The 18,343-nt window shown below is 67.2% G+C and carries 17 protein-coding genes and 2 tRNA genes; 15 read left to right on the plus strand and 4 right to left on the minus strand.

The window, feature by feature from the left end; translation table 11 throughout:
• Positions 1-20 precede the first annotated feature (20 nt).
• The 6 genes from U7114_RS07410 (at position 21) to U7114_RS07435 (ending at position 5,265) form a co-directional block, all read left to right on the plus strand.
• On the plus strand, positions 21-2,165 hold the full coding sequence (locus U7114_RS07410) for a DEAD/DEAH box helicase (RefSeq protein ID WP_321214112.1): 2,145 nt from the start codon (positions 21-23) through the stop codon (positions 2,163-2,165).
• A gap of 248 nt (positions 2,166-2,413) precedes the next feature.
• Positions 2,414-2,485, plus strand: a tRNA-Thr gene (locus U7114_RS07415).
• A gap of 61 nt (positions 2,486-2,546) precedes the next feature.
• A tRNA-Met gene (locus tag U7114_RS07420) sits at positions 2,547-2,620 on the plus strand.
• Positions 2,621-2,773: 153 nt separating this feature from the next.
• Positions 2,774-3,970, plus strand: a complete 1,197-nt coding sequence (locus U7114_RS07425; protein WP_323056970.1) for an acyltransferase family protein — start codon at positions 2,774-2,776, stop codon at positions 3,968-3,970.
• A gap of 70 nt (positions 3,971-4,040) precedes the next feature.
• The gene (locus U7114_RS07430; RefSeq protein ID WP_321214110.1) at positions 4,041-4,598 is read left to right on the plus strand and encodes a dihydrofolate reductase family protein; all 558 of its coding nucleotides are present in this window, start codon (positions 4,041-4,043) and stop codon (positions 4,596-4,598) included.
• A gap of 16 nt (positions 4,599-4,614) precedes the next feature.
• Entirely contained in the window at positions 4,615-5,265 is a 651-nt protein-coding gene (locus U7114_RS07435; protein ID WP_157241574.1) for an NAD(P)H-binding protein, read from the plus strand.
• A gap of 6 nt (positions 5,266-5,271) precedes the next feature.
• Here the strand turns inward: U7114_RS07435 and U7114_RS07440 are convergent, their stop codons facing one another.
• A complete protein-coding gene (locus U7114_RS07440; protein WP_323056971.1) occupies positions 5,272-6,477 on the minus strand; it encodes an ROK family protein in 1,206 nt (401 codons plus the stop codon).
• A gap of 96 nt (positions 6,478-6,573) precedes the next feature.
• Between U7114_RS07440 and U7114_RS07445 the strand changes: the two genes are divergently transcribed.
• The 4 genes from U7114_RS07445 to U7114_RS07460 all read left to right on the plus strand — a co-directional run bounded on the left by U7114_RS07445 (position 6,574) and on the right by U7114_RS07460 (position 10,586).
• The gene (locus tag U7114_RS07445; RefSeq protein WP_323056972.1) at positions 6,574-8,286 is read left to right on the plus strand and encodes a glycoside hydrolase family 13 protein; all 1,713 of its coding nucleotides are present in this window, start codon (positions 6,574-6,576) and stop codon (positions 8,284-8,286) included.
• The gene (locus tag U7114_RS07450; RefSeq protein WP_323056973.1) at positions 8,286-9,227 is read left to right on the plus strand and encodes an aldo/keto reductase; all 942 of its coding nucleotides are present in this window, start codon (positions 8,286-8,288) and stop codon (positions 9,225-9,227) included. Before U7114_RS07445 ends, U7114_RS07450 begins: the two co-directional genes overlap by 1 nt.
• Positions 9,228-9,394: 167 nt before the next feature.
• Positions 9,395-10,258, plus strand: coding sequence for a CoA ester lyase (locus tag U7114_RS07455; RefSeq protein ID WP_323056974.1), 864 nt, complete (start codon positions 9,395-9,397; stop codon positions 10,256-10,258).
• A 103-nt stretch (positions 10,259-10,361) separates the two neighbouring features.
• On the plus strand, positions 10,362-10,586 hold the full coding sequence (locus tag U7114_RS07460; protein ID WP_321214105.1) for a DUF3188 domain-containing protein: 225 nt from the start codon (positions 10,362-10,364) through the stop codon (positions 10,584-10,586).
• Here the strand turns inward: U7114_RS07460 and U7114_RS07465 are convergent.
• Positions 10,574-12,247 (minus strand): SulP family inorganic anion transporter, encoded by a 1,674-nt coding sequence (locus U7114_RS07465; RefSeq protein ID WP_323056975.1) that lies wholly within the window; start codon positions 12,245-12,247, stop codon positions 10,574-10,576. The genes U7114_RS07460 and U7114_RS07465 overlap by 13 nt on opposite strands.
• Positions 12,244-12,624: a metalloregulator ArsR/SmtB family transcription factor gene (locus U7114_RS07470; RefSeq protein ID WP_323056976.1), complete on the minus strand. Its 381-nt coding sequence runs from the start codon at positions 12,622-12,624 to the stop codon at positions 12,244-12,246. The genes U7114_RS07465 and U7114_RS07470 overlap by 4 nt, the downstream gene beginning before the upstream one ends.
• Before the next feature lie 127 nt (positions 12,625-12,751).
• Between U7114_RS07470 and U7114_RS07475 the strand changes: the two genes are divergently transcribed.
• From U7114_RS07475 to U7114_RS07495, 5 genes are all read left to right on the plus strand, one after another.
• Entirely contained in the window at positions 12,752-13,213 is a 462-nt protein-coding gene (locus tag U7114_RS07475) for an FAS1-like dehydratase domain-containing protein (protein ID WP_321214102.1), read from the plus strand.
• A 3-nt stretch (positions 13,214-13,216) separates the two neighbouring features.
• Positions 13,217-13,654, plus strand: a complete 438-nt coding sequence (locus U7114_RS07480) for a MaoC family dehydratase (RefSeq protein WP_323056977.1) — start codon at positions 13,217-13,219, stop codon at positions 13,652-13,654.
• A 39-nt stretch (positions 13,655-13,693) separates the two neighbouring features.
• Positions 13,694-14,761 (plus strand): UDP-N-acetylmuramate dehydrogenase, encoded by a 1,068-nt coding sequence (locus tag U7114_RS07485; protein WP_323056978.1) that lies wholly within the window; start codon positions 13,694-13,696, stop codon positions 14,759-14,761.
• A 73-nt stretch (positions 14,762-14,834) separates the two neighbouring features.
• Entirely contained in the window at positions 14,835-15,944 is a 1,110-nt protein-coding gene (locus tag U7114_RS07490; protein ID WP_323056979.1) for a winged helix DNA-binding domain-containing protein, read from the plus strand.
• A gap of 164 nt (positions 15,945-16,108) precedes the next feature.
• Positions 16,109-17,071, plus strand: coding sequence for a hypothetical protein (locus U7114_RS07495; RefSeq protein WP_323056980.1), 963 nt, complete (start codon positions 16,109-16,111; stop codon positions 17,069-17,071).
• Between the two features lie 84 nt (positions 17,072-17,155).
• Here the strand turns inward: U7114_RS07495 and asd are convergent, their stop codons facing one another.
• On the minus strand, positions 17,156-18,298 hold the full coding sequence (asd, locus tag U7114_RS07500; RefSeq protein WP_323056981.1) for an aspartate-semialdehyde dehydrogenase: 1,143 nt from the start codon (positions 18,296-18,298) through the stop codon (positions 17,156-17,158).
• Between the last annotated feature and the right edge of the window lie 45 nt (positions 18,299-18,343).

An 18,343-nucleotide genomic window follows, 5' to 3' on the forward strand; every position in this document is an offset into this window, starting at 1 on the left:
TGGATGAGGAATATTCCCCTATGCCCGAAAATCACAACGACGCCGCCGCTGACGCAGCAACAGCCAGCATCGAATTCACCGAGCCCGCTGCTCCCGCAGCCGAGGCCGCAACGGTTCCCGCCGAAGCCCCTGCTGAAGCGCCGGCCGCTCCCGCCGCCCGGGCTGACGAAGCTCCCGCCCCTAAAGCTGAAGATGCTCCCGCTGCCAAGGCTGAGGAAGACGAAGAAGAAGGCGTCAAGTTCGCCGACCTCGGCATCGACGGCCGCGTCCTCGCCGCCCTCCAGGACGTCGGCTACGAGAAGCCGTCCCCCATCCAGGCAGCAACCATCCCGCTGCTGCTCGAAGGCCGCGACGTCGTGGGCCTCGCCCAGACCGGCACCGGTAAGACTGCAGCATTCGCAGTACCGGCACTGTCCCGCCTGGCCGAGCTCCACGACCTCAACGGCCCGTCCCGGAAGACCCAGGCACTGGTCCTGGCTCCCACCCGCGAACTGGCGCTCCAGGTTGCCGAGGCCTTCACCTCGTACGCCAAGCACATTGACGATTTCACCGTCCTCCCCGTCTACGGCGGTTCCGCCTACGGCCCGCAGCTCGCCGGCCTGCGCCGCGGCGCCCAGGTTGTTGTCGGTACCCCCGGCCGCGTGATCGACCACATCTCCAAGGGTTCCCTGGACCTGTCCGAACTCCAGTACCTGGTGCTGGACGAGGCCGACGAAATGCTGCGCATGGGCTTCGCCGAAGACGTGGAGCAGATCTTCCAGCAGACCCCGTCGGACCGCCAGGTGGCACTGTTCTCCGCCACCATGCCGAGCCAGATCCGCCGCATGTCCAAGCAGTACCTGAACAACCCGGCCGAGATCTCCGTCAAGTCCAAGACCACCACCGGCGCCAACACCCGCCAGCGGTACCTGCAGGTCATGGGCCCGCACAAGCTTGATGCCATGACCCGCATCCTCGAGGTCGAAGAGTTCGACGGCGTCATCGCCTTCGTGCGCACCAAGATGGCTACCGAGGACCTGGCTGACAAGCTGAAGTCCCGCGGTTTCCAGGCCGCCGCGATCAACGGTGACATCCCGCAGCAGCAGCGCGAGCGCACTGTGGACGCGCTGAAGGAAGGCCGCATCGACATCCTCGTGGCCACCGACGTCGCCGCCCGTGGCCTTGACGTGGAGCGCATCAGCCACGTCATCAACTACGACATCCCGCACGACACCGAGTCCTACGTGCACCGCATCGGCCGCACCGGCCGCGCAGGCCGTTCCGGCGATGCCATCCTGTTCATGACGCCGCGGGAGAAGTACCTGCTGCGTTCCATCGAGAAGGCCACGCGCCAGCCGGTGGAGCAGATGCACCTGCCCACCGCGGAGACCGTGAACACCCTCCGCCTGGGCAAGTTTGCCGAGCGGATCACGGAGACCCTCGCCTCGGAGGACGTGGCCCCGTTCCGCGACCTCATCGCTTCCTACGAGGAAGAGCACAATGTTCCGGCGTCGGAGATCGCTGCAGCCCTTGCCGTAATGGCCCAGGGCGGACAGCCGCTGCTGGTGAAGGAACTGCCCGCAGCGCCGGAGTTCCAGAAGCGCGAGCGGTCCAAGGACGGCTTCGGTTCCCGTGGACCGACCCGCACGCTCACCGAGGGTAACGCCACCTACCGGATCGCTGTAGGACGCCGCCAGCGCGTCATGCCCGGTTCCATCGTGGGCGCCATTGCCAACGAGGGCGGCATCTCCTCGGCACAGATCGGCGGCATCGACATCCGCTCGGACCACTCCCTGGTGGAACTCCCGGCGGACCTGAGCCCCGAGCAGCTGCGTGCGCTGTCCCGCACCCGGATCGGCGGCGAGCTGATCCACCTCGAGCTGGACAACGGCCGCAAGCCTGCCGGCGACCGCGGCTCCTACCAGGGCAACCGCGGCGGTGACCGGGGAGGCAACTTCAAGGGCAACGGCGGCTTCAAGAAGGAATTCCGCAAGAACGACGGCGAGCGATCCTCCGCTGACCGCGGCGGCCGCTCCTACAGCGAGCGTTCCTTCAGCGCTGACAGCGGTGCCAACCGCGGCCAGGCCAGCGACTCCCGCTTCGGCGGCCACGGTGACGGATCCCGCAAGCCCCGCCACGGCAACGAGGGCGGCCAGCGCGACTTCAACCGCAAGGGCAAGTGGTAACCGTCAGCTAGCCTGACGCAGTTCCCCCGATGGGCCGGCTTTCGAGCCGGCCCATCGGCGTTTAACGCACGACGGCGGGACCGGCGTGTTCGCTTCGTCACACCTGTTTCACCGCGGGCCCTGCCGGCCCTGCATCGGCGCACCGAAGGCTCATTTAGGCCCGGTTTTCTGCGCTTTTAAGGGGCCAGGGCTGCGTTGGAGCGCCGATTTGTTGGTGGGAAAATCTTCCGGTAGAGTATTTACTCGTTGCCCCCCTAGCTCAGTGGTAGAGCGCGTTCTTGGTAAGAACGAGGTCACCGGATCGATTCCGGTGGGGGGCTCTGGATGAGGGCCTGTGTCAAGGCGGTTTTGACCGGCTTGGCGCAGGTTTTTCTCATTCGTGGCGGTGTAGCTCAGTTGGTTAGAGCGCACGACTCATAATCGTGAGGTCGGGAGATCGAGCCTCCCCACCGCTACAGGCTAAGCCCCTGGAATTCCCAAGATTCCGGGGGCTTTTCTGTGCCCTTTTTGCGTGGCACCCACGGAAGGTCCTTTGGCTCTGGTGCCGTGGGACGGACGGGCCACGATGGAGTCAGAAGCAGCAACGGTGGCGGCAGGGAGGGTTCAGGATGCCCCAAGCAGCAGGGTCCGGCGGGCCCGCCGCTGTGTCCGCCGGGACAGGGCGGCTGGCCTTCGTGGATGTCCTGAGGGTGCTGATTATCTCCATGGTGATCATCCACCATGCAGCCCAGGCGTACGGCCCCACCGGCGGCTTCTGGCCGGTGGAAGACCAGGCCACCAGCGACTGGTTCGTGCCGTTCTACACGGTGAACGCGGCCGTGGGCCTGGGCCTGTTGTTCCTGGTGGCCGGCTATTTCCTGCCCGGATCCTATGAGCGCAAAGGTCCGCGCCGGTTCCTCAAGGAACGGTGGGTCCGCATCGGGGTGCCGCTCGTGGTCTTCGTCGCGGCGGTCAACGTTCCACTCGCCTATCTGGCATCCGGAAGTCCCGAGCCGGGGGAGTTCGTCAGGTCGCTGTATGACGACGCCTGGCAGGGTGCCTACTTCTACCTCTGGTTCCTGGCACACCTCCTCCTTTATACGGCCGCCTATGTCCTGCTGGCGGAGCGGGTCCGCTGGTTGCGCCCGGCCTCACCAGGGACCCCGCGGCAGATGCTGCCGCCGCCCGGCCACGGCGCCATCCTGTCTTACGCAACTGCCCTGATCGTGGTTACGTGGGTTGTCCGGTGGTGGTTTCCCGTCGATGACTGGGTACCACTCTTCTTTGTCATACCGGCAGAACCCGCAAACCTCACCCAGTATGTGAGCCTGTTTGCCTTGGGCATCCTCGCCTACCGGAACGACTGGTTCCGGCGGATTCAGCGCCGCGTCGGCTTCACCTGGCTGGCTGTGGGCCTTGCGGCGTCCGCGGCCATCTTCTCCCTGCAGGCACTGGGACTCTGGGGCGCTGCCACGGCGACGGGCGGAGTGGACTGGCGTTCGCTGGTGCGGGTCGCCCTGGAGACGTTGGTCTGCGCCGGCCTGGGAGTGGGCCTGCTGGTCACGTTGCGCGAGCTCTTCCGCCGGCCGGTGCGGCTGGTGTCAGCGATGGCCACGGCCAGCTATGCCGCCTACATCCTGCACATCTTCGTCGTCGTGGGCGTCCAGGTGGCGATCCTGCAGGTTGCCTGGCCCGCCGGGGCCAAATTCCTCCTGGTCGCCGTGCTCGGTCTCCTCCTTTCCTTTGGCCTTGGCCACGTTTCCCGCACGGTGCCGGGACTGCGGGTGCTCCTCGGCACGGGCCCGGACCACCGGCGGACAGCCTGACCGCGCCGGGGAACTGCGCGTGGCCCCTGGCGGCTTCCAACTGCCTGCCTTCGCGGCCACAATAGGGACCATGGGCCAGCTCACTTACACCTGCATCACCTCCCTGGACGGATACGTGGCGGACCGCAACGGCAATTTCGACTGGAGCGCCCCCGACGAGGAAGTCCACGCCTTCGTCAACGACCTCGAACGGGACGTCGGGACGTTCCTGCTCGGCCGCAGGATGTACGACGTGATGGCGGTCTGGGAAACCATGGGCGGCCCCGGAGACCCGCCGGTGATCCAGGACTATGCCCGGATCTGGCAGGGGGCAGACAAGGTTGTCTACTCCTCTTCGCTTGCTGTCGCTGAGACGCCCCGGACCCGGATCGAGCGCACCTTCGACCCGGCTGCCGTCCGGGCGATGAAGGACGCAACGGACGGGACGATGAGCATCGGCGGTGCCAACCTGGCAGGACTGGCATTCGCGGCAGGACTGGTGGACGAGTGCGGATTCCTGATCAATCCGGTGGTGGTCGGGGGAGGCCTGCGGGCCCTGCCGGACGGCCTGGAATCAAAGCTTGAGCTCCTCGACCTGCGCCGTTTCGGCAACGGCGTGGCCTACCTGCGCTACCGCGTCCTGCGGTGAAGGGCAGAATGGGGGCATGACGCGAATCGCAATCATCGGCGGCCACGGCAAAGTGGCCCTTCACCTGTCCGCCCTGCTCACGGAAGAAGGCCACAGCGTTACCTCGTTCATCCGCAACCCGGACCATGCAGCCGACGTCGCCGCTACGGGGGCGGTGCCGTCGGTCCTGGACGTTGAGAATGCGACGACGGCGGCACTCGCCGAAGCGTTGAAGGGCCATGACGCGGTGGTCTGGTCCGCCGGTGCGGGCGGCGGCAACCCGGCACGCACCTATGCGGTGGACCGGGACGCGGCCATCCGTTCGATGGATGCGGCCGCCGAAGCCAATGTGGGCCGCTACGTGATGGTGTCCTACCTGGGCGCCGGGAAGGACCACGGCGTGCCGGAGGACCACTCCTTCTTTGCGTACGCCGAGGCGAAGGCCGCCGCCGACGAGTACCTGCGCGGCACCGGCCTTGCCTGGACCATCCTGGGCCCGGGGGCGTTGACGGACAGGCCGGGAACCGGGCTGATCGACGTCGATCCCGCTCCCGGGGGCAGCCGGGAAACCTCGCGGAGCAACACGGCAAGCGTCGCGGCCGCCGTGCTGGACCTGCCGGAAACCGCGGGCAGGACCATCGAATTCTGTGACGGCACACTGCCCATCGCCGCTGCCCTGCAGCCCTAGCGCGGACTAAGCGCGGGGGACCAGCTGCAAGTCGAGGGAATGCTTCTCCACGTAGTCCAGCGCGCCCCGGACGGCCCCAACGGTCACGATCGAGTCGCCCAGCGGCGAGACCGCAATCCGCGGGGGAGTGGCGGTGAAATCCTTCAGCCGCCGTTTGATCGGTTCGAGCAGGACGCCTGCGGAGTTGGCCACTGCACCGCCGATCACCACAAGCTCCGGGTTGAACACCGTCGCCACCGCGCCAATGACCCGGGCCAGCCGGTCCGCCAGGCGTTCAAGAATGCGCAGGGCCACGGCGTCGCCTTCAGCACCGGCCGCGAAGACGTGCTCAGCCTCCGCCCCGCCTTGGGCTGCATAATCCCGGAGGGATGTCCGGGTTTTGCCGGCCAGCGCCTCGGCCGCCCACGTCCTGGCGAGGCTTGCAATGCCGAAGGTGTCCCCCACACCCTCGACCTGGTCCAGGAAGGCGAGTTCACCGGCGCCGCCGCGGCTCCCGTGCAGCAGCCGCCCGCCGTCGATCACCCCTGAACCGAAACGCTCACTGGCAAGGATCACCACGACGTCGTCCACTCCCGCCGCCGCACCCCGCCAGCGGTCGCCGAGGGCGGCAAGGTTGGCGTCGTTTTCCAGCAGGACCGTCCAGCCGTGCCGGTCCCGCATGGCTGCCTTCAGGCCGACGTCGAACAATCCCCAGAAATGCTGGGCCACCAGCACGTCACCGTTGCGGTCCACCGGGGCGGCAATGCCGGCGCAGACGGCGAGGACCGACTCCGGGGCGGCGCCCACGCTGCGAAGTGCCGTCATCGCAGCCCGGTCGATGACGGAGATGCGTTCCCCGGCCGAAATTTCGGCTTCCGCGAAGGGCAGCGTGGACCGCCCCAGCACCTGCCCGCGAAGGTCCGACACCACCACCGTGGCCTTGGAAACCCCCACGTCCATGCCCAGTACGTAGCCGGCACGCTCGTTGAGTTGGAAGCGGCGGGCGGGCCGGCCCTTCCGGTACCCGCCGGATGCACGCTGGTTCTCCAGTTCGCGGAGCCAGCCCCGCTCCTTGAGGTCCTCGCAGACGGAGATGGCGGTGGCGCGGGTGAGGCCGGTGGCTTCCATGACTTCGGTGACGGTGACGACGCCGGAGGAGCGCATGAAGTCCAGTACGGCGCCGGCGCTGACACGGCGCAGCAGTTGGGGGGTGGCGGCGGTGGTTTCAGCCATGCTGTTGACCTTTCCGTGCAACGCGCCAGATAATGATCGGGCAGCTAAATTTAGAACCAAAATAAATATAGTCGACAAGCAGCAAAGGATCACCCCTTGTCCACCACCGCCACTCTGGCAACCCTTTCCGATTCCGACCGCCTGGCCGATCCGAACTGGTGGCGCCAAGCCTCTGTGTACCAGATCTATCCGCGCAGCTTCGCGGACTCCAACGGCGACGGCATCGGCGATCTCAAGGGCATCACCGCCAAGGTCCCGTACCTGAAGTCGCTCGGGATCGACGCCGTCTGGCTGAGCCCGTTCTACCCCTCGGCGCTTGCCGACGGCGGCTACGACGTGGACGACTACCGCGACGTTGACCCCAAGCTGGGCACGCTGGCCGATTTTGACGAGATGGCCAAGGCGCTGCACCAGGCCGGCATCAAGCTCATCGCCGACATCGTCCCCAACCACTCCTCCAACCGGCACGAATGGTTCAAGGAGGCGCTCGCCTCGCCCAAGGGATCCCCCGCACGGGACCGGTACATCTTCCGTGACGGCAAGGGCCCCAACGGCGAGTTTCCGCCGTCGGACTGGGACTCCGTCTTCGGTGGGCCCGCCTGGGAACGCATCACCGAGCCGGACGGCACCCCGGGCCAGTGGTACATGCACATCTTCGCCAAGGAGCAGCCGGACCTGAACTGGTCCAACCGGGAAATCCGCGAGGACTTCCTGAAGACCCTGCGCTTCTGGTCCGACCGCGGCGTGGACGGCTTCCGGGTGGACGTGGCGCACGCGCTCACCAAGGACCTCACCGAACCGCTGCTGTCCAAGCTGGAACTGAGCGCGGCCAACACCGGCGTGGACGGTTTCGACGACGGCACGCACCCCTTCTGGGACCGCGACGAAGTGCATGAGATCTACGCCGAGTGGCGCGAGGTGTTCAACGAGTACAACCCGCCGCGCACCGCCGTCGCCGAGGCGTGGGTCCACGCGACCCGCCGGGCCCGCTATGCCAGCCCCGAGGGCCTCGGCCAGGCCTTCAACTTCGACCTCCTGCAGGCCGACTTCGATGCGGCGGAGTTCCGCGAAATCATCACGCGCAACCTTGCCGAGGCAGCTGCCACGGGGGCCTCCTCCACCTGGGTCTTCTCAAACCATGACGTTGTCCGCCACGCCACCCGGTACGGCCTGCCGCAGGTCTCCAAGGGCAAGGAGCGCACCAAGGGCCAGGACGGCAAGGACTGGCTGCTGGCCGGCGGCCCCAAGGAGGAGCTGGACGTGGAGCTCGGCGAACGCCGTGCCCGCGCCGCCACCCTGCTGATGCTCGCCGTCCCGGGCTCCGCCTACCTGTACCAGGGTGAGGAGCTGGGACTCCAGGAAGTGGCGGAGATCCCGGAGTCCGAACGCCAGGACCCCTCGTTCCTCCGTAACAAGGGTGTCGAAATCGGCCGCGACGGCTGCCGGGTGCCCCTGCCCTGGAAGGTCGAGGGAACCTCCTTCGGCTTCGGCGACGGCGGCGCGCACCTGCCGCAGCCTGACTGGTTCAGCAAGTACGCCGTCGAGGCGCAGGACGGGACCGAGGGTTCCACGCTGGAGCTCTACCGCAAGGCCCTGAAGCTCCGCCGCGAGCTGCAGACGGACGAAGCGCTGGAATGGGTGGAAACCGGCAACCCGGAGGTCCTCCACTTCCGCCGCCCCAACGGCTGGCAGTCCGTGACCAACTTCGGGGACACCGCCGTCGACCTCCCGGCAGGCACCGTCCTGGTCAGCAGCGACGTCCTGGAGGACGGCAAGCTGCCCGCCAACACCACGGCATGGCTGCGCTGATGCAGGAACTGATTTATGGCTGCATGGGCCTGGGCGGCAGCTGGTCCGACGAGCCGCATGCCACCGAGCATGTTGACGAGGCCGCTGCCGCCGTCGAGGCCGCCCTGGGCGCGGGAATCACCCTGTTCGACCACGCGGACATCTACCGCAGGGGCAAGTCCGAGGCGGTCTTCGGCGAGGTGCTGGCGTCCACTCCCGGGCTGCGTGACCGCATCCGGCTGCAGACCAAGTGCGGCATCAGGCTCGGCGAACCCGGGCTGCCCGGGCACTACGACCTCAGCCGCGAGGCCATCCTGGAGCGCGTCAACGAAAGCCTGAAGCGGCTGCGGACGGACTACGTGGACATCCTCCTGCTGCACCGCCCGGATCCCTTGGCGGACCCGGCGGAGGTGGCCGCCGCCGTCGGGCAGCTGATGGCCGAAGGCAAGGTGCGGCAGCTGGGTGTTTCCAACATGTCCGGGGCGCAGATCGAGGCGCTGCAGGACCGGCTGGAAACCCCGGTGGTGGCGAACCAGCTGGAAATGAGCCTGCTCAAGCGGGCGTGGCTGGAGAGCCAGGTGCTGGTCAACCACGCCGAGCACCTGGACTATAGTTTCCCGCACGGCACCCTGGAGTACTGCGTCCGGAACTCCATCACGCTCCAGGCCTACGGCTCGCTCGCCAGGGGCCTGTACACGGGCGCGGAACCGGAGAGCCCGACGTCGGCGGAGGCAGCCACCGTCGAGCTCGTGGCGCAGCTGGCGGGGGAGTACGGCAGCTCCGGGGAATCGGTCCTTCTCGGGTGGCTGATGAAGCACCCGGCCGGCATCGCGCCGGTGATCGGGACCGTCAACCCGGGCCGGATCCGGGCCTGTGCCGACGCCGCCCGCGTGGCCCAGGCGATGACCCGGACGGACTGGTACCGACTCTGGGTGACAGCGCGCGGCAGCAACATCCCCTGACCCACCCCAGCTGACTGGCAGCAGGTGTCGTTTTGGCGCCCCGAAACGGCACCTGCTGCTACCTACTTTCGCTGCCCGGCCGTCATATCCCGTTTAGTTCGTATTGAACCCCACAAGCTGGCCGTTTTTATGCCCCGTGCCCCTGCCCGGGCGGATACGGTAGATACATGACGTCTACCATCGCCACCGAGACCGTAAGGCCGGAACGCAATATCCCAGCAGAGATCGCCCGCTCATGGCTCCTCGTGAATGCCATGAAGACGGAGCTCTTCGACCAGTCGGCAATGTCCCGCGCCGATTCGATCATCCTGGATATTGAAGATGCAGTGGACCCCTCCCAGAAGGACCAGGCCCGGAACAACGTCATTGACTGGCTGACCGCCGGCGGCAAGGCCTGGGTCCGCATCAATGACGCCACCAGCCCGTTCTGGGCAGCGGACCTGGCAGGACTCCGCGGCACGCCGGGCCTGCTCGGCATCATGCTGGCGAAGACCGAATCCGCGGACCAGGTCACTGAGAGCTTCCACCGCATGGACGGCAATACGCCCGTGATCCCGTTGGTGGAATCCGCCGTCGGCATCGAGGAAGCCAACAACATTGCCAAGGCGCAGGGCGCCTTCCGGCTGGCCTTCGGTTCCGGCGACTTCCGCCGCGACACCGGCATGGCCGCCACCCCGGAAGCCATGGCCTACCCGCGCGCCAAGCTCGTTGTCGCCAGCCGCGTCGGCAACCTGCCCGGGCCCATCGACGGCCCCACCGTCGGCACCAACCACCCCATCCTGCGGGAGCAGACCGGCATCACCGTGATGATGGGCATGACCGGCAAGCTCTGCCTGGCCATCGACCAGACCCCCGTCATCAACGAGGTCATCAGCCCCACACCGTCGGACGTCGCCTGGGCCACCGACTTCATGGCCGACTTCGAAGCCAACGGCCGCGTGATCCGTGACGGTTCCGACCTGCCCCGCCTGGGCCGCGCCGAAAAGATCATGAAGCTCGCGGTAGCCTTCGGGGTGCAGCCCGCCCTGTAGGACCTTGCAACGCGCGACGGCGGGCTTCCGCAACAGGTGCGGTCAGCCGCCAAGGCATGGCGCCCCGGGCTGAGCGGCTGAGGTCGGCCGGTAGACTTTCAGGGTGCTGAACGAATTCTGGGCCACCGCGCCCACCCGCTACAAAGTCCTGGTTTTCAGTGCGATGGGACTGATCGCCGTCGGAATTATCCTCAACCTGGTAGGCAACACCAGCGGCAACTCCGGCCTGGCCACGGCATCCCTCCCGCTGATCGGGCTGGGCCTGGTCCTGCACATCGCCGGGATTGTGGTCCGCGGCCAGGCGATCCGGAAGGGCTACAAGCGGTAGCCGGCGTTACGGCGGACGTGGCTGCGGGCGTGTTCCACTGCGTCCCCGAGGTGCCCGAACAGGTGCTTGTGGTGCCGCAGGGACCGGATCACTCCCACGTTGGTCACCAGCCGCAGGTGGTCCGGCCGGACGCCCTTGAGTAGAACGGTGATTCCCCGGAGCTCAAGCGCGGAGACCACCTCCACCAGTGCATGCGCGCCCGTGGCGTCGAGCATCCTCAGCTGGGAAAGTCTGATGATGGCCACCTGGACGTCCTTGACCTGGCTGATCTCCTGCAGGATCCGTTCGGCGGCGCCGAAGAACATGGCCCCGTCCAGCCGGAGGACTGCGATGTGCTCGTCACCCTCGGCGCGCGGACCGGGGATCTCCTCCCGCTGCACGCTGCTCAGCGAGGCGAACGTGCGCAGGGCGAAGAGGGCTGCCGCCGCGAGCCCTATCTGGATGGCAACGATCAGGTCGAACGCCACCGTGATGATCGCCGTCAGGATGAAGACGGCGGCGTCGGACCTGGTGGAGCGGAGGATCGCCGCAACGGTCCGCCGGGACACCATCCGCACCGCAGTGACCATCAGGACTCCGCCGAGGGCTGCCAGCGGAATCCGGCTGACCATGCCTGAGGCGAGGTAGACAATCGCGAGCAGCACCACGGCGTGGACAGCGGCAGCCAGGCGGGTTTTTGCACCTGAGCGGACGTTCACAGCCGTCCGTGCGATGGCCCCGGTGGCGGGCATGCCGCCGAAGAGGCCCGCGGCGATTGACGCCAGGCCCTGGCCTGTCAGTTCCCGGTCCGGGCTGTACGGTCCACTCGGTCTGCCGTCCGGCCCGGTCATTCCTGCCGCAACCCGGGCAGACAGCAAGGATTCGATGGCGGCAAGGCAGGCGATTGCCACCGCGGGCATGGCCAGGCTGCCCAGCAGATCCAGGTCAAAGACGGGAACCGCGGGGGCGGGCAGGGAATGCGGCAGGGGGCCGATCCTGGGGATGTCCAGCCGGAACAGCTCGGCGGCCGCCGTGGCGAGGAGCACCGCGATCAGGCTGGCGGGCAGGGCCTTGAGCAGCTTCTGCACAAGGATCATCACGACGGCGACTCCCGCCACGACCGCGAGGGTCAGCAGGGCAGTCGGGACCGTTGCGGCGGCTGCGGCTTCCACTGCAGCGATGAGGGTGTTGTGTCCCGGGATGCCCGACGTTCCGGTGGCGAGCGGAACCTGTTGGAGGAAGATAATGGCGGCGATCCCGAGGGTGAAGCCTTCCACCACGGGCCACGGAATGAAGGCGACCGCCCGGCCCAGGCCGCTGAACCCCAGGACGCAGACCAGCAGCCCCGCCATCAGTGACAACGCGGCCACACTGCCGGCGCCGTGGACTGCCACCACAGGGGCCAGCACCACAACCATGGCACCGGTCGGGCCGGACACCTGGACGGGTGATCCGCCCATCACGGCTGCCACCAGGCCGGCGATGATCGCCGTGATGAGCCCGGCCTCCGCACCCACTCCCGAGCTGACGCCGAACGCCAAGGCCAGCGGCAGGGCAACAATGCCCACCGTGATGCCGGCCAGCAGGTCAGTCCGCCACGATGTTCCAAGTCCCGCGTAATCCAGCTTCGAGGGCAGGAACCGGCCGGGGTGCCGCCTGTCAGTGCTTACGCCCGGCTTCACGAGGCGGCCCCGCCAGCGAGGTGCCCCGCAGGCAGCTGCTGCGCCAGCCGGAGCTGTTCGTTTGCATCGGCAAGGTTGTCCAGGAGGAATGTCCGCGCGATGGCAAGCAGTTGGGAAATCCCGGGGTGCGCCAGCCGGTAGGTCACGGCATTGGCGGTGCGCACAGAGGTGACCACCTTGTGCTTGCGCAACGTGGCCAGGTGCTGGGAGAGGTGCGAGGCTTCAAGCCCCGTCTCCGCCAGGAGGTAGCTCACTGCTGCGGTCTCCTGCGGAGCCGCTGCCAGCAGTTCAAGGATGCGGATCCTTGCAGGGTGCGCCAGCCCCTTGAAGAGGTTGGCCTTGATTTCGTACAGCGGAGCCTGGGCGGAAGGCAGCACGGGAAGCTCCTTGACGTGACACTGATGGCCAATGGGCCAGGAACCAGCGAATTGATGGATTGATGAATTCATCATATCAGGATGGTGCAAGTCCCCTGCCGGGCGGGGCAACGATAGGCTGGAACCCATGACTATCAATCCGGACCTGCAGGGCCGAAGCTACCCTGCCGCAGAGGTGTACGACGTTGGCCGTGAGAAAATCCGCGAGTTCGCCCGCGCCGTGAAGGCCACCCATCCCGCGCACTTCGACGTCGACGCCGCCAAGGCCCTGGGCCACGCGGATCTCGTTGCCCCTCCGACCTTCGCCATCATCATCGCCCAGCGCGCCGACGCCCAGCTCATCGAGGATCCGGAAGCGGGCATCGACTTCTCCCGCGTGGTCCATGCAGACCAGCGCTTCACCCACCACCGGCCGATTTTCGCCGGAGACCGCCTCGTGGCGGAACTCCACGTCGACGGCGTCCGGGCCATGGGCGGCGGGGCAATGATCACCACGCGTTCGGAGATCTTTGCCCTCGGTACGGATGATTCCCGTGACCCCGTCACCACCACCACGTCGTCCATCCTGGTCCGCGGAGAGGGACAGTAACCAATGAGCCACAGCATTCACGACCTCAGCGCCGGCCAGGAGATCGGCAGCCGCACCATCGAGGTCACCCGCACCGACCTGGTCAAATACGCCGGCGCATCCGGCGACTTCAACCCCATCCACTGGAACGAAGCCTTCGCCACCAGCGTGGAACTGCCCGGCGTCATCGCCCACGGCATGTTCACCATGGGCTCGGCCGTGCAGCTGGTCACTGACTGGGCAGGCGACCCGGCCGCCGTCGTCGACTTCCAGACCCGCTTCACCAAGCCCGTCCTGGTCACGGACACCACGGGCACCGACCAGCCTGGCGCCACCATCGAGGTCAGCGGCATCATTGGCAAGCTCGATGCCGAGGCGAACACCGCGCGGGTTGACCTCACCGTTGTTTCCGCGGGACAAAAGGTCCTGATGAAGGCCCAGGCCGTCGTCCGGCTCAGCTGAGCCGGGAAGCGTGTCCCACTTTGCCGATAGGGTTGTCTGGTGACTTCCACCCTGCTTTCCCAGCTCACAACGGCCGCCGTCGGGGGCCCCGCCGGCACCTACATCGAGGCCCGCACCGAGGCTGAGATCATCGAGGCCGTCCGGTCAGCCGACGCTGCCGGGGAGCCCCTGCTGATCATCAGCGGAGGCTCCAACCTGCTGGTTTCCGACGACGGGTTCCCGGGTACCGTGGTGAAGATCGCCTCGGAAGGCTTCACGGTCAACGCGGAGGATTCCTGCGGCGGCGTGGCCGTGGTGGTGCAGGCCGGCCACAACTGGGACAGGCTGGTGGAATACGCTGTTCTGCACGCGTGGTCCGGGATTGAGGCCCTCGCCGGCATCCCGGGCTCCACGGGGGCCACCCCGGTGCAAAACGTCGGCGCCTACGGCTCCGACGTGTCCCAGACCATCGCCGCCGTCCGGACCTGGGACCGCGAGCGGAACGCCGTCAAGACTTTCACGAACTCGGAGCTGAAGTTCGGCTACCGGGACTCCATCCTCAAACAGACCACCACCAATGGCTCGCCGCGTTACGTGGTGCTGACCGTGGAGTTCCAGCTGCCCATCGGCCGGATGAGCGCTCCCATCCGGTATGCGGAGCTGGCCCGCTCGCTGGGCGTGGAGCAGGGAAAGCGGGCCTACTCCACGGACGTGCGCCGGGAAGTGCTGCGGCTGCGGGCATCAAAGGGAATGGTGCTGGACCCGGCGGACAGGGACACCTATTCCACGGGGTCGTTTTTCACCAATCCGATCGTCCCCGCTGAAATCGCCGCAGCCCTTCCGGAAAAGGCACCCCGCTACCCGGCGGGCCATGACGGGCTGGTGAAGTTGTCCGCGGCCTGGCTCATCGACCAGGCGGGCTTCGGCAAGGGCTTTGGACTGGAGCCGGGCAGTGTGAGCGGGGGCCGGGCGTCCCTGTCCACCAAGCACACCCTCGCCATTACCAACCGCGGCTCTGCCAGCGCCCAGGACGTGCTGGCGGTGGCGCGGGAGGTGCGCGCCGGCGTCGAAAAGCGCTTTGGCATCCGGCTGCACCCGGAACCACTGCTTATCGGCTTGGAGCTTTAGCCCAGGCGGCGCCGGGGTCATCCACCACCCGGGCCAGGCGCGGGCGTCCCGGAACCGGGCCTAAGATGGGCACATGGCTGTCGACCTGCACCGGCGCAACCCCAAAATCCTGGGCCGCCTGAGGATGGTTTCGCAGGGCCTCGCAGGGGGAACCCACGCGATCGGCCCGGTCGCCGAAGCGGTGCGTTGGATGACCGCCATGCAGGCGCAGGACCTCCAGGCGGCCATGTGGGCTGTGGGCGCCAGGGTCTCTGGATGCGGCCTCACCGACGTCCGGTCCGCCATTGATTCAGGTGCCGTGGTGCGGTCCTGGCCGATGCGCGGAACCTTGCACCTGGTGGCTCCGGAGGACCTGCGGTGGATGCTTGACCTCACAGCGGACCGGCTCACAAGGAGTATTGCCGCGCGGCACCGGGAACTGGAGATCACGTGGGCGGACATCGAGAAGTGCCGGGACATCGCGCTGGAGCATATTGCCGGGGCCGGTCCCGCCAGCCGCACCGAACTGTTCGCCGCCTTCGACGCAGCAGGGCAGCCGACCCGGGGCCAACGGGGCATCCACATCCTGGGGGCCTTGTGCCGGCACGCGTGGCTGGTGCAGGGGCCGCTGGCCAAGAACCAGCAGTTGCTGGTGCCCTTCGAGGAATGGATACCCGTTTCGCGCAGCCTGGAGCGGCAGGAGGCCGTCGCGGAGTTCCTGCTGCGATACCTCCGAAGCCACGGCCCTGCCACCCTTCGTGACTTCGCCTGGTGGACCCAGCTTCCCCTCACCGAGGTTCGCGCCGCCTTTGAGGACGCCAAGCATGAGTTGGTTGAGCTGGAATTCCGGGGCACAACCTATTGGCTGTCGGCTGAGACAGCATCCCTCCTTGACGGCGGCCTGCCCGGACAGCGGTCCGTCCTCCTGCTGCCCGGCTTCGACGAGTTCCTGCTGGGCTACGCTGACCGGCGCGCGGTCCTGCCGCCCGAGCATTCCGACAGGATCGTGCCCGGCGGCAATGGCGTCTTCAAGAAGACACTGGTGGCCGGGGGAGAGGTGATCGGCACATGGTCCCGCGACGGCGCCGGCCCGCGCGCCGCCGTCGTGCCCGAGCTCTTCGACGCCACCAAGCCGCTGGGGCCGGCCGCCAGGGCAGCGTTCGCCAAAGCCGCCCAACGCTACCTCACGTTCCTGGACAACTGACTCTACGGCCCTGCTCGCACGAGCGGTGCTGCCCCGCACAAGCGGTGCTGTCCAAGACCGCTCGTGCGGGGCAGAGCCGCTGTCGGGTATCAGGTCGTGGCGACTGTCCACATCCTGTTGCGGCCTGCTTCCGCCAGCGCGCCATGGCGGACCACTCTTGGACCATGAAACCTGACAAGATCCGGGAACTGCTGGACGAGCGCTGGCCCGAGTTCCCTGTGGCAGCAACTCAGCAGTTGTCGCGCGCGGGCCTCGAAGACAGGATACTGACGGCGGCAGTGCGCACGGGACTGGTCATCCGGCTGCGTCGGGGTGCGTACGTCCGAAGCGCCTACTGGCACGGTTTGAAGCCATGGGTTCGGGATGGCCTGCTGGTGCACGCCCACCACTTGTCCACGGGCGGGGCGTCACGGTACAGCCACGTGAGCGCAGCCAGGTTGCATGAATGCCAGGTCTGGGGCGCGGGGCCACGGGTGCATGTCACCACGGGCTACGCCAACTCGCGAAAGAGTGCCGGCGAAGACGTCAGGACGCATCGGGCACGCCTCGGCAGCACGGATCTCACGTCGTTCCTGACCAGTGACGGAAGGGAAATTCTCGCAACCAGCCTTGCGAGGACCGTCCTGGACTGTGCCCGGACCCTGCCACTTGAGCAGGCCGCCGTCATAGGCGACCACGCTCTCCGGAAAGGAGCCGACCTGCCTTCGTTGCGCCGGCTCCTCGACGAAGGGCCGGAAAAGCGGGGGAGCCGGCGCGCGCGTCTTCTCCTCGACTCGCTTGACGGACGCTCAGAATCGGCAGGCGAAACGCGAACCAGGCTTCTGCTGCATTCCCTTGGCAGACGAAACTTCACACCCCAGGTCGAAATACTAACGTCCGCCGGGCTCTTCCGCGCTGATTTTGCCGACCCTGGATCGAAGATCATCATCGAGTTTGACGGCGCCGGCAAGTACACGGACTACCGGTCCACGGACGAGGTGTTGCTGGCCGAGCGCCGGCGGGAGACCGCGCTGATCGAGGAGGGGTGGTCGGTTCTTCGGCTGGTGTGGACGCACCTTGATCGCCCTGCCGAGCTCAACCGCCGCATCCAGGCCATGGCAGAGCGCTCCCGGAGAAGGTCCGCCTGACAACAGGGACGGCCCTGCCCCGCAGGAACGGTGCCGGTCAGCAACGTTTGTGCGGGGAAGGGCCGCTCGAGGGCAGCGGAAGCGTTACAGGTTCCCGGTAGCGATGTTGAGCATGCGGCGGAGCGGCTCGGCGGCGCCCCAGAGGAGCTGGTCGCCCACGGTGAAGGCGCTGATGTACTGCGGGCCCATTTCCATCTTGCGGATGCGGCCCACCGGGATGTCCAGGGTGCCGGAGGCGGCGACGGGGGTCAGGTCGGCCATGGAGGCTTCCTTGGTGTTGGGAACCACCTTGGCCCACTGGTTGTCCTCGTCGAGCAGCTTCTCGATCTCGGCGACGGACAGGTCCTCGCGGAGCTTCAGCGTCAGGGCCTGGGAGTGGGAGCGCATGGCACCGATCCGGACACAAAGGCCGTCCATGATCACGCGGTTTTCCTGGGAGGTGCCCAGGATCTTGTTGGTCTCCACCCCGGCCTTCCACTCTTCCTTGGATTGGCCGTTGCCCAGGTCCGCGTCGATCCAGGGGATCAGGGAACCGGCCAGCGGCACGCCGAACTGGGTTGCATCAATGTCAGTCCGCTGGTGGGCCAGGACCTTGCGGTCAATGTCCAGGATGGCCGACGCCGGATCGTCCAGTTCCGTGCTGACCTCGGCGTTGAGCGTGCCGAACTGGCTGAGGAGCTCACGCATGTGCCGTGCGCCGCCGCCGGAAGCAGCCTGGTAGGTCATGGAGGTGCCCCACTCCACCAGGCCGTTCTTGAACAGGCCGCCGAGGCCCATAAGCATGCACGATACCGTGCAGTTGCCGCCGATGAAGTCCTTGGTGCCGTTGACCAGGCCCTTGTCGATGACGTCCCGGTTGATCGGGTCCAGCACGATGATTGAATCGTCGTTCATGCGCAGGGTGGAGGCGGCGTCGATCCAGAGGCCGTCCCAGCCGCGGCTGCGCAGCTCGCCGTGGACCTGCTTGGTGTAGTCGCCGCCCTGGGCGGTGACAATAATGGGCAGCTTGGCCAGCGTGTCGACGTCGAACGCGTTTTCGAGCTTGCCGGCGCTGCCTGCTGCTGTTCCAGCAAGCGTCGGCGCGGCACCTCCCGCGTTGGACGTGGAGAAGAACACCGGGTTGATGTTGGCGAAGTCGCCCTCGTCCTGCATGCGCTGCATCAGGACGGAACCGACCATGCCGCGCCATCCGACCAGGCCGACGGAAGGGGTAGCTGCTGTAGTCATTCGTCCAGTTTAGACTTCGGAACCGGGACGGCGCAGTCGGTTACG

The sequence above is a fragment of the Pseudarthrobacter sp. C1 genome, from assembly GCF_034720455.1.
GTDB lineage: Bacteria > Actinomycetota > Actinomycetes > Actinomycetales > Micrococcaceae > Arthrobacter.

What these genes read in the sequence shown, in the direction of transcription:
- U7114_RS07455 (WP_323056974.1), top strand. Translation starts at nt 9,395, where the DNA reads ATGACGTCTACCATCGCCACCGAGACCGTAAGGCCGGAACGCAATATC.
- asd (WP_323056981.1), bottom strand. Translation starts at nt 18,298, where the DNA reads ATGACTACAGCAGCTACCCCTTCCGTCGGCCTGGTCGGATGGCGCGGC.
- U7114_RS07440 (WP_323056971.1), bottom strand. Translation starts at nt 6,477, where the DNA reads ATGGCTGAAACCACCGCCGCCACCCCCCAACTGCTGCGCCGTGTCAGC.
- U7114_RS07475 (WP_321214102.1), top strand. Translation starts at nt 12,752, where the DNA reads ATGACTATCAATCCGGACCTGCAGGGCCGAAGCTACCCTGCCGCAGAG.
- U7114_RS07450 (WP_323056973.1), top strand. Translation starts at nt 8,286, where the DNA reads ATGCAGGAACTGATTTATGGCTGCATGGGCCTGGGCGGCAGCTGGTCC.
- U7114_RS07495 (WP_323056980.1), top strand. Translation starts at nt 16,109, where the DNA reads ATGAAACCTGACAAGATCCGGGAACTGCTGGACGAGCGCTGGCCCGAG.
- U7114_RS07410 (WP_321214112.1), top strand. Translation starts at nt 21, where the DNA reads ATGCCCGAAAATCACAACGACGCCGCCGCTGACGCAGCAACAGCCAGC.
- U7114_RS07430 (WP_321214110.1), top strand. Translation starts at nt 4,041, where the DNA reads ATGGGCCAGCTCACTTACACCTGCATCACCTCCCTGGACGGATACGTG.
- U7114_RS07425 (WP_323056970.1), top strand. Translation starts at nt 2,774, where the DNA reads ATGCCCCAAGCAGCAGGGTCCGGCGGGCCCGCCGCTGTGTCCGCCGGG.
- U7114_RS07490 (WP_323056979.1), top strand. Translation starts at nt 14,835, where the DNA reads ATGGCTGTCGACCTGCACCGGCGCAACCCCAAAATCCTGGGCCGCCTG.
- U7114_RS07435 (WP_157241574.1), top strand. Translation starts at nt 4,615, where the DNA reads ATGACGCGAATCGCAATCATCGGCGGCCACGGCAAAGTGGCCCTTCAC.
- U7114_RS07480 (WP_323056977.1), top strand. Translation starts at nt 13,217, where the DNA reads ATGAGCCACAGCATTCACGACCTCAGCGCCGGCCAGGAGATCGGCAGC.